Below are 14,620 nucleotides of genomic sequence, written 5' to 3'. Positions count from 1 at the left end.
TGGTCACTTCTCACATCCTCTAGGACTTGCGGTTACACTTATCCCTACTGATATCTCGACCAGATAATCAGAGTCCAGGAGGACTTAAAACGTTCCGTTTATATGGGCATTCCATCTTTAGATTTGTCCTTTCCATCGGGGTACTTTTAAAGGTCTATGTAGGTAATTCAAGGATATTCCTACTCTTCCCCTTGCTCTTTTGAGCGCAGCGTGTCAACCTATTTCGCTACTTAATTCTTACGATGGTTCAAGCCGGACATTCGGTTTCCCTAATCATGGATGGTTGGCAGTGGTCGCATCTGGTAGTAGGTTCTACTTCACGCCTTCCGTTCCCCGCTTCAATCCTGGGGTTGTGGTTCCCAAAACTGGGGGTGGCTATCGCCGTTACCCTAATTTCCTAACTTTACTTATCCATTTCTGGGCTTCCTTATAAGGAATTTGTATGAGTTAGTTCGTTTTGACCTTGGGTTCCCTGCCTTGTTTTGTATATTTATATACCAAACGTTGGGACATATAAACAGTTATGGAGATGGTCAGAGGCAAGCCTCTTGTATTCAACCAAGGGGCTGAAATCTCCACCAGGCAGCTATTTCGGGTATCTCATCCCTATTTCATGCCTGAACGTCTCGCACCCCTGATTAAATTATGGATAATTGGGAGGCTTTTTAGTTCCTTCCCTAATTCTACCCGCCACTGGTCGTCTATGGGTTTATTAATAAAAGTATCCGTTTCTGTAGTCGGGTTTAACCAAAGTTGCGCTTGAGTTTGTAGATAGTTTTCCGGGTCGGTGTAGTTGTCCGGTTGCAGTTTTTCCAAGTCCTCTAACCTCGGTAGGGGGAGGACGTTTAATAAAGCATTCCCCCAAAATTCCCCATCACTTAGGCGGTCTTCTTCAATTAAAGCCGCCGCCTCAAACTCTTCTTGAAAGATAGTTTTACTATATGCTAAGATTTCCGTTTTATCACTTTTGTTCCCTAAAGTCGCCGAAGTTCCCACACAAGCCAAATGTCCTGGGGGAGTTTTTAGGCGGTGTTTTAGCCGACGCAACAAACAAGCCAAGTCCGTCCCCTGTGCGCCATCAAAAGTATGGAATTCATCAACTACCAAATAGCGCAAAGTTTCCGGTTCATTATTTGTCCATAAAGCTTGAAGGTCCGGTCTAATTAGCAGATAGTCCAACATTTTATAGTTAGTCAGCAGGATATCTGGGGGAGACTTTCGCAACATCTCTTTATCAGTAATCACCTTTTCTGGGGTCATCACACGCGTGGGTTTTTCGTCTTTTTCCCCTACATATAACCCAGCCGTAACCTGACCTTTTAGCGACGGGGTTTTCTCAATTATTTGGGCGATACGTTTACTTTGGTCCGTGGCTAAAGCGTTCATAGGATAAATTAAAATGGCTTTTATCCCCGGTTTATTCCCCTGTTGGCGACAATGTTCTAGGAGGGGAATTAAGAAACATTACGTTTTCCCCGAACCCGTCCCCGTGGCGATTATAGTTGACTGATAGTTAGGGGGACTGAGGCGATTAAAAGCGCGTTCTTGGTGCAAAAACGGGATAAAACTCAGGGGAATTTCCGGGAAATAGTCCTCGCCAATTGTACCCTGTCGAAACGGTAAACCCACCGAAACATAAGGTCCTCGATAGAGGTTATTAGCCGTTTTCAGGAATCGTTCAATCAACCCCTGGAACCCTGGCGTTGTCGGTCGAAACGTCGTTATCAAATAGTCGGAAACACAGTTCCTAATTTGGGCGGCTACAACTGAAGGAAACATCTCTCTTCTCTTAATTAATAATTAATAATTAACAATTAACAATTGGGGGATAAGAAACCGGGTTTCTAGACCTCTCGACCAAGAAACGAGGTTTCCGTCCCGGGTCGCTGCTGCTGGGGGGATAAGAAACCCGGTTTCTCGCCTCCTGGGGGGGATAAGAAACCCCGTTTCTCAAAGAAGCCCGGTTTCTAGACCTCTCGAAAAAGAAACCCGGTTTCCGGGTGGTCTTAATTAATAACCAATAATTAACAATTGGGGGGAAGAAACCGGGTTGATCGGCTCCTGGGGGGATAAGAAACCCCGTTTCTCCAAGGACGACAAAGAAACCCCGTTTCTCAAAGAAACCCGGTTTATAGGCTGCTGGAGTAAGAAAGGAGGTTTCCGGGGTGGCTGGTGGGGGGGTAAAGAAACCCCGTTTCTCAAAGAAACCCGGTTTATAGGCTGCTGGAGTAAGAAAGGAGGTTTCCGGGGTGGCTGGTGGGGGGGTAAAGAAACCCCGTTTCTCAAAGAAACCCGGTTTATAGGCTGCTGGAGTAAGAAAGGAGGTTTCCGGGGTGGCTGGTGGAGGGATAAAGAAACCCCGTTTCTCAAAGAAACCCGGTTTATAGGCTGCTGGAATAAAGGGTCTTTGACAATTTGCCGATAGTGTGTTATGGTGTCCATAATCGAATCTCCTCTAAATCAATTATTAATTGTTAATTGTTTCCCACACTGTGCGGTAGTCCTAAATGCGATCGCATAATATAAAAGGCGCTTCGTAGGCGATTTTCCGAGTCGTTGGACTCTGGGGGAGCGTGTCGTCGGTAACCGTTACTTCTATGATACCACTTTCGAGGTCTTTGATGTCTTCCCAACCGATGATTTGCTTTTTCGCGTTCCCTTGGCGCGGTAAACCTACCCCCGTTAACCCTTTGCTGGTCGTGAACACTATTCTACCATTCATATCATAATAGGTTTCCTTTTCATATTGCTGCATCACCGGGAATTGTACCCTGTATATGGTGATGAGTTCCTCTAGGGTTAACCCTAACGACATGGCTGCTAATACGTCTATTTCTACTAACGCTTGACGACGTTCGTAGTCACTCCGCAAGGCGTTATTTCGCCATTCTGGGGTTAAATTACCGAAAAAGTTTTGATTCAGTCGCCGGTCTTCCCCTTTTGTCCATCTCTCTTCACGGTATCCTTCCTCCCAGCATTCTTCCCATAATTCACCATAATACACTGTTAGGCAATTTAACGCTAGAGTGCGAACTCGTAAAGCGGGTTTAAGTGTAAAGTTTTCTGGAATTAAAGGCAGAAGTTTTAAAATATTTTGATTTGCATGACCCATTCCAGTTGTTTTCACAAAGAAATCAATGGGGAGACTCATTCCCATAGCCAGAAAGTCAACGGCTTTGATTGTCTCTTGAAAACTTGTTCCTATACAGGTATTAACATGAGCAATACCTTGAGGCATCATACCAGGAATAAAGGTTCTTTCTGCTGATGAACCAATCATTTCTCTATTAACTACCCGATAAAACTCAGTGACGGGTTTTTGGTCATCCCAGGGAACGCAGGGAGTGCGACGACGGTATTCAGCAGGGGAACAGTCGGGGACGTAGTTAGTGCGCGGTAGATAGTCGTCGGGAATTGCCGTTAAATCAATAATATCATAATGATTATTAGCTGTGCAAACTTTTCTCGGAGTTTTATTTAATGGTGTTCCGACAAAGAAATGGGGTCCTGATAAAATCAGGTCTTGGGGAGACTTCGCAAACTGAGTATCTCGGCGAATTTTCTTCTCTTTTTGAGCATTAGTTTCATGCCACATTTCTAGGGCATAATATTCACCTTGTAAATTACCCAGTAGCTTTTCTTGGGTGGCAAACTTTTCTAATACACTGACTAAGTTTTGCGAATGTAAAGCCGGGAGTCGCGCTTCCTCGGCGGGGGTTCCTTCCGCATCATATAATCTCGCAAATAGCTGTAAGGTCTCGGAATTAACGCTAATAATTCGGCTCGGATGACCTTTGGTTTCCCATTTGCCCTTATCATTTTTAATCCCTGGAATTAAACCCATGCCCGGAGAGTCAAAACATTCGGCAATAGTGGCAACGCTGAAAATATTGGCAATATGAACAAAGCGAATAATTGTATCATCCTGACTACGGGGTTTCTTATATATATTGATACTATATTTTGTTTCATTATGAACATCTTTAAACAAAGAAACTTTCATCTCATTCTGTAACTGAAAATGTGCTTTTAACCGCCGATATAATTCCCGGCGCAAAGTTCCCCCTTTGGGGTCATCATAAACCCCTTATGGGTGTAAGAAACCCGACACCTCGCCAGACTTGCCAAAATTCCAGGCTTGGGGAAGGAAACACTTAAATAAGTTGGTTTGCGACCCTTTCAATAACGGATAATTTTGCACCGCGTTGAGGAAATTCTGGGTTCCGTGTGACTCTTCATATTCCTGAAGATATGCCGCTTGTAACTTTGGGTATTTACTAAATAAATCTTCCCGCCGTTTCGCCAACTCACTCGCCGATAACTTTCTAATCACCGTCAACGGGTCATATTCCCCCAATATATCCCCTTCTTGCCATTGTATCTTCACCCAGGGAGGGTTACCAATCATTAAATCAAACCCGCCTCTCTCTAGGAAAATATCCGCAAATTCCAACTCCCAATGGAAAAACTTATAAGTTTCCGCCAAAGTTTCCACCAACTGCAACCGAGGGAAAAACCCTTGAACTTCTCCAAGTCCACAAAACCAAATTTCTTAATAAAATCCTCCGCTTGCTGGGGTGTTTGAGTTTCCGGGAATAAAGATAGAATAAAGATAACTGTTGGGAGGATACCATTTCCGTCACCCCTAAAATCATCCCTATGTCGCTGAAAAACTCCTTCCGACTCGGTAAGTTTTCCGCCTCCTCTAGCGGCCAAAACCATAAACTGCACCAATAGTCCATCACCAACTTTAGCCGCCGATAATCCGATGAATTACTCACCCCCCGCGAGAGTTTTTCCTGTTCGTAGATTTTATCTTTTTGTGCTAGGGGAACTTCCCGTTTCTCCTGTTCCGGTTGTCCCCACACCGTTAATCTGTCGGTAGTCCGTTGGCGCATTGTGGCTAATTCCTTGGCGTAAGTATGCCACAGTTCATCAATGCGAGTTGATAGGTATATCCCATAGTCGGCTTGGTCGGCATTTAGGGGAGTTTTGATAAATTCTTTCTGCCATTGGTTAATCTGTTTTATGGCGGCGGGGGTGAGTTTTTTAATCACTTTATCCGTATAATTAGCCATACCTGGGTCCCCTAACAAAAAGTGAAAAATACCGTCTTCCGGGAAGGTTTCTCCCAGGGGTATCGGTGACGGCGGCATTTCCCACCAGGAGAGGTTTTTTTACCTTGACTCACCTTTTGGCGGGGGTATATTTGTCGTCTCGCACCCACCAGGGAGTTCCCACAATGCAATTGCAAGTCAAACCAGGGGACGAATATTTGGCGGCTGTCTTTTTCCCCATAGATACAATTTAACCACAGGGAAGCCTCGGCTAATTCCATGGCTATGGGGTTTTTATCAATGCCAAATACATTGCGGTCAGCCAGCAGCATTTTGACTTTCTGCTTCTCTAAGGTGATGTTTTCATGGGGTATCCGTTGATTAAGTTCCTCCTCTTTTCGCTGTAAATAAGCGTCCGCTAATTGAGTTATAGCTTCATTAAAAAAAGCCGCACTTCCCATAGCTGGTTCGCAGACGGTTAACTTTAAAATATCGTCAGCGGTCTTGTCGGCTAAAAGTTCTTGGAGAGCATATTTTACTAAACATTTGGTTAAGGTTTGGGGAGTGTAATAACTGGCACTTTTTTGGCGGTCTCTTCCCGCTAACCGAAACAAAAATTTCCCTTTCTCATGTTTGCGGGGAGTTTTTCCCGTCTGGGGGTCTGTCACCAACTCCTCGGTTTTTAACTCCTCCAAACGGTCAGCGGGAACAAAATAAGCCACCTCTAATTCACTGTGTGGTTGGGAACCTTTCGCGGCTTTGGGTTTAACTGTGGGTTGGTCTTCGTCGTCGTCTTCGGTGTCTGTCTTGGTAGAGGTTTTTTGGCGGCGGGTTGAACTTCGTAGAGGTTTTCCTCCGCGAAAAAAGCGGATAAACTCAATAAACCCTCGTAAACTTCCCCTAACTGGTTAACCCCCAATTGCGCGTAGCTAATGCGTCCCCGTCGTCCTTGTCCTGACCGCGACAAAGACATCAATTCCAAGACTTTCTGTAGGACGGAATTGCGAAACCTGACTCCGTTTAACATGGAGGTATATTCGGGGTCAAACAGATGACTTTTTAAGGCGGGTAAACGGAAGGTATTATAAATGGCTGTTTTCCTCGGCAAAAGTTCCGCTTGTTTATGGTCTTCTTCAGGATATCCAAACCACAATAATTTAAATAAACGACGAATAGAGGTATCTATATAATAGCCTTCGGAGTCCTCGGAAGAAAGTAACTCCACCTGTTCCAAGTCTCGCAGGGTTTCTAAACTATATCCCTCCCGATAAATATCAGAACCCATGGGGGCATAACCTAACTCGGGTCACGCTTCAATATAAAAGATAAATAGCAGTCGATAAACCCACCGCAAACACTGGATTTTTAACAGGTTGGGGTCAATTTCCTGTTCTCCCTTTTGGGTTTGTTCCTGGGTGGAATACACCCTTTCCCCCACTTTACGCCGATAATAAATAACCTCGTTTACCAAAAGTTCGATCGCCTCCCGTAAGGCAAATTTCAAGTCTTCGGAAACGCTATAAGTATGGCGGTGACTATTTTCATCAAGGGTATCTAACAACGCCATTCCTTCCGCTGGACAAATGCGATCGCGGTGTAACAGGGTAGCGGTAGCGAACAAAGAATGGCGATCGCGATCGGCTAAAATCTGCTCTAAATCAAACCTTAACAACCGGGAAGCATTCCATTTATAACGGTCAATTAAAGCTATCTGGTCTACACTAATTAATAGCACCCAGCGGGGGGGTTCATTTTGACCAAAAACCACATCAGTTACGATATCTTCCATGGTAGAATTTAGCCAGGTTTGTTGAAAGCGATCGACCCGAAATTCCGGGAAATCTTAACTTTGAATAGGGTCAAATTCCAGGGAGAGAATATCGAGAGGTTCTCCGGTAGGATTAAACCCTTCCAAAGCCCACAAATTTGGCATTCCAGAACTCTGTCTAACTTCCGCCAAAATAGGGAGCAAGGTATCATTATCCAACCACTTTAACCCCGGTTCTCACTGATACCCCAAAACCTCCAAAACCTGCCGAAAAAACTGCCGTTGCTGACCGAGAATTTCAGTTTTATCTATATTAATAGTTTGGGTGCGAGTTTTAAGGCGAAAATAATCTCCCCGCAGCCTCCCCAAAGCCTGGGACGGCGGCCCTTGATTTGCCCCCACCTCCGAGGTGATCGTCTTTAGGTCTTCGGTTAAAATTGCATCCAAATAATAGGCGGCATAAAATTCATTTTCGTTAGCAATTCCGATTAACATAATATTCGATAACCCCGGCTCATAGTCAAAGAAACCCTGTAAATTTTCATTTTACACTACTCACGACCAACAAGAAACCCGGTTTCTCAAAGAAACCGGGTTTCTAGACTTCTCGAAAAAGAAACCGGGTTTCTAGACCTCTCTTGCGCTAAAATTTAACGGAGTTATAAAAGTTGAAGTTGTGGGAGTTGATTGGAAATGCCACGTCGCCAAATTGTTTTTGAAACGGGTCATTACTACTATATTTATAATCGAGGTAATAATCATCCAATTATTTTTTTACCCAAGATAACTATATTCATTTTTTGCGCCTGATTAGAAAATATTTGGTTGAATCTAATGTGGCTGATATTATTGCTTATTGTTTGATGCCTAATCATTATCATTTATTGGTATATTTTAAACAGAATTGTTTTTCTGAGGTGATGCAAAAATTTAGCTTGTCTTATGTGAAAGCAATTAACAAGCAGTATGACAGGGTTGGCGGTTTATTTCAAGGTAGATTTCAAGCGATCGCTGTTGATAATGATGAATATTTATTCCATTTAACACGATATATTCATTTCAACCCAGTTAAGGCTAATTTGGTTAAAAAACCCGAAGATTGGGAGTTTTCTAGCTATCCCGAATATCTCCAATTGCGTGGGGGAACTTTGCCGAAAATTGATGGGGTGCGATCGCTTTTTAATTCGGTGAATGATTATCGGTCTTTTGTCGAAAGTCATATCCAAACCTCATCAATTCAGCACTTACTACTTGATGAATAGAAGCTAAAAGAAACCCGGAAATAAGAAACCCGGAAATAAGAAACCCGGTTTCTGGTGGGGGGGGATAAGAAACCCGGTTTCTCAAATCAACCGGTTTCTGGTGGGGGGGATAAGAAACCCGGAAATAAGAAACCCGGTTTCTGGTGGGGGGGGATAAGAAACCCGGTTTCTCAAATCAACCGGGTTTCTAGACTTCTCGACAAAGAAACCGGGTTTCTATGCTTGCTGAATCACAAAATCAACTTGAGATAAGGTTCGCTTTCCGTAGTCATTGACAACTCTACCCAATCGCGATAATCTTCGAATATCTTGTCAATTTTATGGCGTTCTTTCTGCTGTTTATCCTGCTTCAGATTAGCCGAAATATTATCACTTTCCCACCGCAACTCTAACTGTTCCACATGATAGCCTTGCAGCCTTTCCAGGCGTTCCCGTTGTGCCTCTAACTGAGGATTTAACTGGTCTTGAAACCGTTTCCTTTCCGGCTGAAGATATTGCCGCGCTTGCTGAATAGCCGGACTCCGTAAATGGAGTAAATCATCAATATTAACCGTCCCGGAATTCGGCAACTCATGCCGTCCTAATTCCGTGCGTTCCTGAGTTTCCGCAAAGGGTTCAACCCGCTGAAATTTCCCTTGTTTAAAGATAACCGAAACCCAGCGATTTAGGACGGAAGTTCCTCGGCGGTTGGGGAAACTACCAAAGCAGATAAAAATCACCTCATCGGATTCTAATCCCTGAGATAATTGTATCACAGGTGCTTGATTTCTGCCAAAATAAAATAAACAGCGATCGCTAATCCATTCTACCAAAGGATGCAATTCCCAAAGGTATTTAACAGCCGACCAGTCCGCGTCTTCGGTTCGCGCTTGTTCCATGGCCCGCATCATATCTTCGGGGCGATCGCTAAGATATAATAACCGATTATCCTGGGGTTGTATTTCTTTAGGAAGGCGATCGTAACGGCTTTTTAACTCTTGAGTAAGTTGCAATTCAATAAACCCTTCATCTTCGTTAATTTGGAGATTATGAACCGGACTGGTCTGGGAATTAATGAACCTTAAAGCCGTAGCGGTAAACTGAAAAATTGACGGAAATAGACTTAACAAACTCCCCGTTTCCACCAGAGGTTCACCCTGGCTAGAGTCCATGGAAACCCCCTCATCAGTATCCCAAGACTCCGACTCAAACCAGCTAAAAATATCGACATCTCCCCCTCCCTTGGCGTTGCGGTCTAACTCCTCTGCAAAATCCACCGCCGACACTCCGCTTTCAATAGCAGCAGCGGTCAAATTTTCTTCTTTTTCCTGGTCAAATACCCCCATAAATACGGAAGGATCGCCAATATTTTTAATCGCCTGTTCATCCTTAGTTAAAAGGACTTTAATAATACGCTCCACCTCATCCATACGTTCAACCTGGGAGCGAGTCAGCAGATAGCGAATTTCCGGTTTTCGAGTTTTTCCGTAGAGGTCGCTCCGTCCGTTTCGCTGCTGTAAAGTCATCAACGACCAAGGGATATCAAAGTGAATCAATTTATGGCTAAGATAGTGCAGCTTTAACCCTTATGATGCCACTTCCGTAGCAATTAAAATCCTCACCGGGGAATTTTCATAGCCAAATTTATCGACAATTTCCACTTGGTCAATATCTGCCATACCCCCATCTAAACGAGCGATCGCCTCTGGTTTTAAGCGCAAGTCTTGGGGTAGTTCCGCCTCCAGAAACCGCAAATTTTCCCAACGTCCGGTAAAAATTACCAAGCGGTCTTTCGGGTCTTTTTTAGTCCAATTAAACTCAGTTTTAATCAGTTGGAGAAGTCGCTGATACTTAGAAAAAATCCCGTTATCTATTGCCGCCAAACCTGCCGCCAAATCAGTCAATTCTTCCTGGTCTAATTTCGTGGATATATCCAGCTTTTTGTGTAAAGTTTTCAGGCGATTTTTCACGGTTTCCATACCCGCCGCCGGACTAGATAAGAATGCCTTGAGGAGAGTAGTTTTAAATAGCTGTCCGGCACTTTTGCCTCGGTCAATACTGACCAATTGCAAATCGTGGAGTTGCCGAAAAACTGCCTCTTCTGGGGGGGAGGCGATCGCTTCTACAGGTTCCACATTCCGTTCAGGGAGACTTTGGTTTAAATCCCGCAAAACATCTTTTTTAAACCGCCGCAAATAGAGGTCATGGATATCATCTTTAGTGTAGTTACTTTCATTAGCGATCGCCGTCGGATCTAGCATATTCATCAAACTAGCAAAACTCTCCGGTTTCCCGTCATGGGGAGTGGCGGAAAGCAAAATCAAAGTATCCGAACGAGTAGCTAAACGTTCAGCCAATTTCGCCCGCTGCGAAGCCGACTGACCCTTACCTCTGCGGGCGACATTATGGGCTTCATCAATTATAATAATATCCCAGTGAGCCTGTTCTAAATAACTGCGATATTCCCGGTCTTGTTTGAGGGTATCAATAGAAATAATTGTCCGGTCATCATAGTGAAAAGGGTTATGATTTCCCGGAAGTCGCGATCGCACCCGTTGAATTTCCCCAGAGTCCAAACGCACCAAAGGAATAGTAAACCGCAGCCAAAACTCCTTTTGAAACTGCCCCATCATTTACTTAGTAGTAACCACTAAAATCCGGCGACCTTTCCTCCTCCCAATTAACTCAGTTACCAGGATACCACATTCCAGAGTTTTACCAAACCCCACCGCATCAGCAATTAACAAGCGTTGGCGAGGCATTTGTAGGGCTTTAGTCGCCGGAATAAGCTGATAATTCAGGGCATCCATAGCGGCTTTATGTCCCCAATAAATCCGCCCATCTTCCGGGATAGTTTGCTTTAAATTAGCCTCAACAAATAATAAACTACGGACATAACCAGAAGTTTCATCAATAACCAAATTAGTCTCTTCGGGTTTCAACACTTGTAAACCCCGTTTCCTGTCTTTTTTTTCCAACTCTTCCAGGAAGCGAATACGACGACCCCGGAGAAATTCCGACACTCCCACTGCTTCAATAATGCGATCGCCATCAGAAGACAGGGCCACAGATTTAACCAACCATTCAGCATCCCGGCAAAGAATTCGTGCCCCTGGAGCAATATCTGTTAACATATTTTAGCTTATTATTACACCATATTTGCCTCAAATTAGTTTAGCATCAAACCCTCCCAGAAACCGAGTTTATTGTTTCCCACCGAGACTCTAGGGAGTGAGATGTTCAAGCGATCGTCTTCACTAAAGACTTAGCTAGGTAATAACCTAGTTCTACAGGTACGGCATTACCAATTTGTCTCATTGATTCTGTCCATGATCCACAAATCCTGTAGCTATCAGCAAAGGTTTGAATTCGTTTAGCTTCAAAGATGGTATAATAGCGTATCGCGCCATCTTCATATCGAATCATATTTTCTCCCCCAGGAACGCCGTGGTCTCCGGCTTTGAGAGTTTTAGATGGCATATCAATATAACTTCCAGTATGTCCCGGATACGATCTAGCCCCTTCCCTTAAAATATGCTCTACATCAAAACTACCTTCAGCATCAGGTTTTGGCAACTCCCCAATTTGATCCCGAACTGTTTTCCAAGGTTTTAGGGGAGGAGGGAACAGGGTAGGTTGTTGTCTGAGTTGAGCAATTTTCTGCTTAGTTCTTTGGTTCAAGTCTTCAAATGCTGATGCTTTAACTCCATGATTATTCCAGTAGTCAAAACTCACATATTGTGACCACAGCAACGACTCCAAAGAATGAGATTCTTGAGGAAAAGACCACTCTCGTTGCCAATCTTCTCGGACCCCTACAATAAAAACTCGCTCCCGACGTTGAGGTATGCCATAATTCTCAGCATCTAATAAACGAAAATCAACATTATATTTAACTCCGTGATATCTACCAAAATCTCTAGTATTTTCCAGCCTGATTAGATGTTCTTGCCAGGATTCAGAATCTCTAATCACCACTTCAGGATAGGTCAATCTGAGTATAATGTAATCAAAATAACGCCTAAATGATTGGCGTAAAATTCCCTTAACATTTTCAAATATAAATGCCTTGGGTGTACAAACCCTAATCGCTTTACACACATAGGGAAACATATCTCGCCGATCTAAATGTCCCTTATGCTTTCCCCCCATAGAAAAGGGTTGACATGGCGGGCCCCCTGAAATGAGGTCAATATGACCAAATTCAGCGAAATTTAATGAGCGAATATCAACATAATAAATCAATTCTGGTTTATAGTTACCAGCTAATGTTAGGCAAGCATTATGATCTATCTCAACTAAGGCTTTATGCTCAATGCCAGCCATTTCTAAACCTTTGGCTAATCCACCCGCACCAGCAAACAACTCTAAACCCGACAATTTAGACATCTTCTACACTCAATCCAGACATGAAAATTTCAATACTTTGAAGCAGTTGTTTTTTGTCAGCATGAATTCCTTGACACTTGTCAGCCCAAGAACGTCCTGGATGACAAACATCCCAGTCAGATTTTGCTTGTTTATATCTACCTTTACCCGGATCGTGATTACCAAATCCATCGATTAAAGTGTTCCAAATTTGTTGATATATTCTAATTAGTGCCGCTTCTACAGTACCGATGAAATCACTCTCTTTACCTTCAAGAATCATGAAACGACAGAAAAAATCAGACGGCTCTAAGCCTTCTCCAAGATTGATGCTGCGGCTATGTTCTCTAATTCGATTGTTTAGCTCATAGCCTTGAGAATTAACAGAGAAGGACTGCATGGCTTTTCGCCAGCCTTTAGGAACCTCTTTTCCTACATAGATAGGTGCGCGAAATGCCGTCCTATTAATTAAATAAAATCTTGAATAAATCTCGGTTTTTCTGATGCAATATATGGCATATACTCCGGTTCCTGGAAAACGGTATTGGATAGATATGGGATGTACAGGTGTTCCATTAAAAAAGCGAATTGTATCTTTGATTATTTCATCAAAATCAGGATAAATATACAGATGCTTGGAGCGGTCACAACTATTCATTAAGGTAACTTTAGATCAGTTGCTATAAGGGCAGTAATAACCGTTTATTATATCAGATTATGCTGCATCGCCTTAAACGCAGACTAATAACAAGCCTCTGCAAAGGGAGGGTCATCAAATAAACTCAAACGGTCTTCCACTTCTTCCACTTCCTCCGGGGTCGCCTTCTGCTCATGTTTTAGCCAGTCGAGAATCTCATCACAAGATACCCCCCGCAACCAAGTTTGAGCCGCTTGCAAAGCCACTGTCACCGAGGAATAATCCGGTAAAATTTGATAGAGGCGCAGGGTCACCAGAGTCGCCGCCAGTTCATCCACATTCCAGAGACTGGCCACCACCGTTCGCGCTCCGGCGTAGAAAAACGCACTGGCTAATCCCACATAATCATCCGTGTGGGAGGTTTCCACCAAGCCAGTTTTGCAAGCCGACAGCACCAGCAGGCGACAGAGGGGAATATTAAGACCGTTGAAAGATTGGTCAGTCTCAGATAGGCGTTGAGGGGGTTGCGATCGTCAAATTCACCGTGACAGCCAAAGTGGACGGCGTGACTCTGTTCCAGGAAGGTTTGGGTCTGGGGTTGGCTTAAATTCTCCAGGATAGCTTGGTCGCGACGCAAGACTTGATGGGGGCTGAATTGGCGCAGTAAGAGTTCCACCCCCCACTCCGCATAGTCCAGGTCTTCCGTCGGGTTTTGAATGGCGAAAAAGGGGATGGTTTCCCCGTTGAGGGGGGACGCTGCTGGAGGTTGTTGAGAATTTGACAACTGGGGGCATATTGCACCGGGAACCCGTCTTGTAGGGGTTTGCCCTCACCCCCAGCCCCTCTCCCAGAGCCAGAGAGGGGAGAAGAGGGGACAGGGAGCGCGTGGAGGGGGATGAGGCGCAGTTCCCGGTGGGGAATCAGGATAAGCTGTTGAATCTGGGATAATTCACCCAGAAGGCGGGGGAGTTGCAAGGCGGCGCTGAGGGTTTCCAGGTGTTGGGGGAGTTGCTGATTCCAGGAGCGTTGTCCGTAGTCGCTGCGGTAGTCCTGGAGGGCTTGGTCCAGGTGTTCGCGGTCTTCGGCGCTGAAGTGGTGGGGGGTAATCTGGATTTGCTCGTCTCGGCGGGTGACGAGGAAGGCGTAAAACCCGGATTCCGCTTCCCTGGGGAGATACCACTCCATGAGGGCGGTTTGGGGCGGGAGGAGGCGGCGCAAGTCCGGGAGTTGGGCGGGGACTTGTTGGGTGAGGGTAAAGTTGGGGTCGTCGAGTTCCGTGAGCAGGTCTTGGAATTGCTGGTTAGCGGCTTGGAGTTGTTGGCGGATGAGGGTTTCCGGTGAGGGTTGGTTGGGGTGTTTTTCGGTGGTGGGGGTGAGGGTGTCCCTGGGGGTGTAGGCGAGTTGTTGTTGGTAGCTGGCGATTTGACGGCGCAGGTCGCTGATATTGACGTGGCTACAGCCCTAAAATGTTACAGAAGTATACTGTTAGCTAATTTTGTTGCAAGTTATCGGGGAATAATATAGCATCAAAGCCTAAATGAGTATTCTG

General features: G+C 44.6%; 20 protein-coding genes and 1 pseudogene. 3 read left to right on the top strand and 18 right to left on the bottom strand.

Features of this window, described 5'->3' with window-relative positions; translation table 11 throughout:
- Positions 1-606: 606 nt before the first annotated feature.
- Together N39L_RS02970 and N39L_RS02965 are read right to left on the bottom strand one after the other, a co-directional pair.
- Positions 607-1,410, bottom strand: a complete 804-nt coding sequence (locus N39L_RS02970; protein WP_434221622.1) for a DEAD/DEAH box helicase — start codon at positions 1,408-1,410, stop codon at positions 607-609.
- Positions 1,411-1,464: 54 nt separating this feature from the next.
- The gene (locus N39L_RS02965; RefSeq protein ID WP_014274251.1) at positions 1,465-1,779 is read right to left on the bottom strand and encodes a hypothetical protein; all 315 of its coding nucleotides are present in this window, start codon (positions 1,777-1,779) and stop codon (positions 1,465-1,467) included.
- A gap of 271 nt (positions 1,780-2,050) precedes the next feature.
- Here N39L_RS02965 and N39L_RS02960 point away from each other — a divergent pair, with 271 nt between their 5' ends.
- Positions 2,051-2,425 carry a hypothetical protein gene (locus tag N39L_RS02960; RefSeq protein ID WP_043467975.1) on the top strand — a complete coding sequence of 125 codons (375 nt, stop codon included), beginning with the start codon at positions 2,051-2,053 and terminating at the stop codon, positions 2,423-2,425.
- A gap of 78 nt (positions 2,426-2,503) precedes the next feature.
- Here the strand turns inward: N39L_RS02960 and N39L_RS02955 are convergent, their stop codons facing one another.
- The 8 genes from N39L_RS02955 to N39L_RS02920 are packed head-to-tail and all read right to left on the bottom strand — an operon-like array spanning position 2,504 to position 7,320.
- The gene (locus tag N39L_RS02955; protein WP_014274250.1) at positions 2,504-4,057 is read right to left on the bottom strand and encodes a hypothetical protein; all 1,554 of its coding nucleotides are present in this window, start codon (positions 4,055-4,057) and stop codon (positions 2,504-2,506) included.
- A 30-nt stretch (positions 4,058-4,087) separates the two neighbouring features.
- A complete protein-coding gene (locus N39L_RS02950) occupies positions 4,088-4,486 on the bottom strand; it encodes an Eco57I restriction-modification methylase domain-containing protein (protein WP_231852078.1) in 399 nt (132 codons plus the stop codon).
- Positions 4,470-5,078, bottom strand: coding sequence for a hypothetical protein (locus N39L_RS02945; RefSeq protein WP_014274248.1), 609 nt, complete (start codon positions 5,076-5,078; stop codon positions 4,470-4,472). The genes N39L_RS02950 and N39L_RS02945 overlap by 17 nt, the downstream gene beginning before the upstream one ends.
- Before the next feature lie 11 nt (positions 5,079-5,089).
- Positions 5,090-5,779, bottom strand: coding sequence for an N-6 DNA methylase (locus tag N39L_RS02940; protein WP_014274247.1), 690 nt, complete (start codon positions 5,777-5,779; stop codon positions 5,090-5,092).
- 2 nt (positions 5,780-5,781) lie between these two features.
- Complete coding sequence (locus N39L_RS02935; RefSeq protein ID WP_014274246.1) at positions 5,782-6,342, bottom strand: hypothetical protein; 561 nt, start codon at positions 6,340-6,342, stop codon at positions 5,782-5,784.
- Between the two features lie 21 nt (positions 6,343-6,363).
- Positions 6,364-6,846, bottom strand: a complete 483-nt coding sequence (locus N39L_RS02930) for a hypothetical protein (RefSeq protein WP_014274245.1) — start codon at positions 6,844-6,846, stop codon at positions 6,364-6,366.
- A gap of 54 nt (positions 6,847-6,900) precedes the next feature.
- Complete coding sequence (locus N39L_RS02925; RefSeq protein ID WP_014274244.1) at positions 6,901-7,044, bottom strand: hypothetical protein; 144 nt, start codon at positions 7,042-7,044, stop codon at positions 6,901-6,903.
- Between the two features lie 18 nt (positions 7,045-7,062).
- Positions 7,063-7,320 (bottom strand): hypothetical protein, encoded by a 258-nt coding sequence (locus N39L_RS02920; protein WP_006616659.1) that lies wholly within the window; start codon positions 7,318-7,320, stop codon positions 7,063-7,065.
- A gap of 326 nt (positions 7,321-7,646) precedes the next feature.
- Here N39L_RS02920 and N39L_RS02915 point away from each other — a divergent pair, with 326 nt between their 5' ends.
- Complete coding sequence (locus N39L_RS02915) at positions 7,647-8,087, top strand: transposase (protein WP_231852077.1); 441 nt, start codon at positions 7,647-7,649, stop codon at positions 8,085-8,087.
- Between the two features lie 230 nt (positions 8,088-8,317).
- On the opposite strand, the gene N39L_RS02910 is transcribed toward N39L_RS02915, so the two are convergent.
- The 8 genes and pseudogenes from N39L_RS02910 to N39L_RS02875 all read right to left on the bottom strand — a co-directional run.
- A complete protein-coding gene (locus tag N39L_RS02910; protein ID WP_231852076.1) occupies positions 8,318-9,592 on the bottom strand; it encodes a helicase in 1,275 nt (424 codons plus the stop codon).
- Between the two features lie 60 nt (positions 9,593-9,652).
- Entirely contained in the window at positions 9,653-10,699 is a 1,047-nt protein-coding gene (locus N39L_RS02905; protein WP_231852075.1) for an SNF2-related protein, read from the bottom strand.
- Positions 10,700-11,200 (bottom strand): DEAD/DEAH box helicase family protein, encoded by a 501-nt coding sequence (locus N39L_RS02900; protein ID WP_014274240.1) that lies wholly within the window; start codon positions 11,198-11,200, stop codon positions 10,700-10,702.
- Between the two features lie 106 nt (positions 11,201-11,306).
- A complete protein-coding gene (locus N39L_RS02895) occupies positions 11,307-12,455 on the bottom strand; it encodes a DNA cytosine methyltransferase (protein ID WP_006616551.1) in 1,149 nt (382 codons plus the stop codon).
- Positions 12,448-13,092, bottom strand: coding sequence for an Eco29kI family restriction endonuclease (locus tag N39L_RS02890; protein WP_006616550.1), 645 nt, complete (start codon positions 13,090-13,092; stop codon positions 12,448-12,450). The genes N39L_RS02895 and N39L_RS02890 overlap by 8 nt, the downstream gene beginning before the upstream one ends.
- A gap of 83 nt (positions 13,093-13,175) precedes the next feature.
- Positions 13,176-13,499: a CHAT domain-containing protein gene (locus N39L_RS02885; protein ID WP_231852240.1), complete on the bottom strand. Its 324-nt coding sequence runs from the start codon at positions 13,497-13,499 to the stop codon at positions 13,176-13,178.
- Positions 13,463-13,855, bottom strand: a complete 393-nt coding sequence (locus N39L_RS02880; protein ID WP_050856758.1) for a hypothetical protein — start codon at positions 13,853-13,855, stop codon at positions 13,463-13,465. The genes N39L_RS02885 and N39L_RS02880 overlap by 37 nt, the downstream gene beginning before the upstream one ends.
- 8 nt (positions 13,856-13,863) lie before the next feature.
- Positions 13,864-14,256: pseudogene (locus tag N39L_RS02875) on the bottom strand (CHAT domain-containing protein); the annotation flags it as partial.
- Here N39L_RS02875 and N39L_RS02870 point away from each other — a divergent pair.
- Positions 14,140-14,412 carry a hypothetical protein gene (locus N39L_RS02870; RefSeq protein ID WP_231852510.1) on the top strand — a complete coding sequence of 91 codons (273 nt, stop codon included), beginning with the start codon at positions 14,140-14,142 and terminating at the stop codon, positions 14,410-14,412. The pseudogene N39L_RS02875 and the gene N39L_RS02870 sit on opposite strands and share 117 nt — an antisense overlap.
- The last annotated feature ends 208 nt before the right edge of the window (positions 14,413-14,620 follow it).

Origin of the sequence: Limnospira platensis NIES-39 (assembly GCF_026000695.1) — a bacterium.
GTDB lineage: Bacteria > Cyanobacteriota > Cyanobacteriia > Cyanobacteriales > Microcoleaceae > Limnospira > Limnospira platensis.
Note: the sequence above shows the minus strand (reverse complement) of the source record. Positions and strands in the feature narration are given on the sequence as shown.

Bases quoted from the DNA above. Each gene is read 5' to 3' on its own strand.
- N39L_RS02935 (WP_014274246.1), bottom strand. From the start codon at position 6,342: ATGGGTTCTGATATTTATCGGGAGGGATATAGTTTAGAAACCCTGCGA.
- N39L_RS02930 (WP_014274245.1), bottom strand. From the start codon at position 6,846: ATGGAAGATATCGTAACTGATGTGGTTTTTGGTCAAAATGAACCCCCC.
- N39L_RS02945 (WP_014274248.1), bottom strand. From the start codon at position 5,078: ATGGCTAATTATACGGATAAAGTGATTAAAAAACTCACCCCCGCCGCC.
- N39L_RS02920 (WP_006616659.1), bottom strand. From the start codon at position 7,320: ATGTTAATCGGAATTGCTAACGAAAATGAATTTTATGCCGCCTATTAT.
- N39L_RS02905 (WP_231852075.1), bottom strand. From the start codon at position 10,699: ATGATGGGGCAGTTTCAAAAGGAGTTTTGGCTGCGGTTTACTATTCCT.
- N39L_RS02900 (WP_014274240.1), bottom strand. From the start codon at position 11,200: ATGTTAACAGATATTGCTCCAGGGGCACGAATTCTTTGCCGGGATGCT.
- N39L_RS02890 (WP_006616550.1), bottom strand. From the start codon at position 13,092: ATGAATAGTTGTGACCGCTCCAAGCATCTGTATATTTATCCTGATTTT.
- N39L_RS02895 (WP_006616551.1), bottom strand. From the start codon at position 12,455: ATGTCTAAATTGTCGGGTTTAGAGTTGTTTGCTGGTGCGGGTGGATTA.
- N39L_RS02910 (WP_231852076.1), bottom strand. From the start codon at position 9,592: ATGACTTTACAGCAGCGAAACGGACGGAGCGACCTCTACGGAAAAACT.
- N39L_RS02965 (WP_014274251.1), bottom strand. From the start codon at position 1,779: ATGTTTCCTTCAGTTGTAGCCGCCCAAATTAGGAACTGTGTTTCCGAC.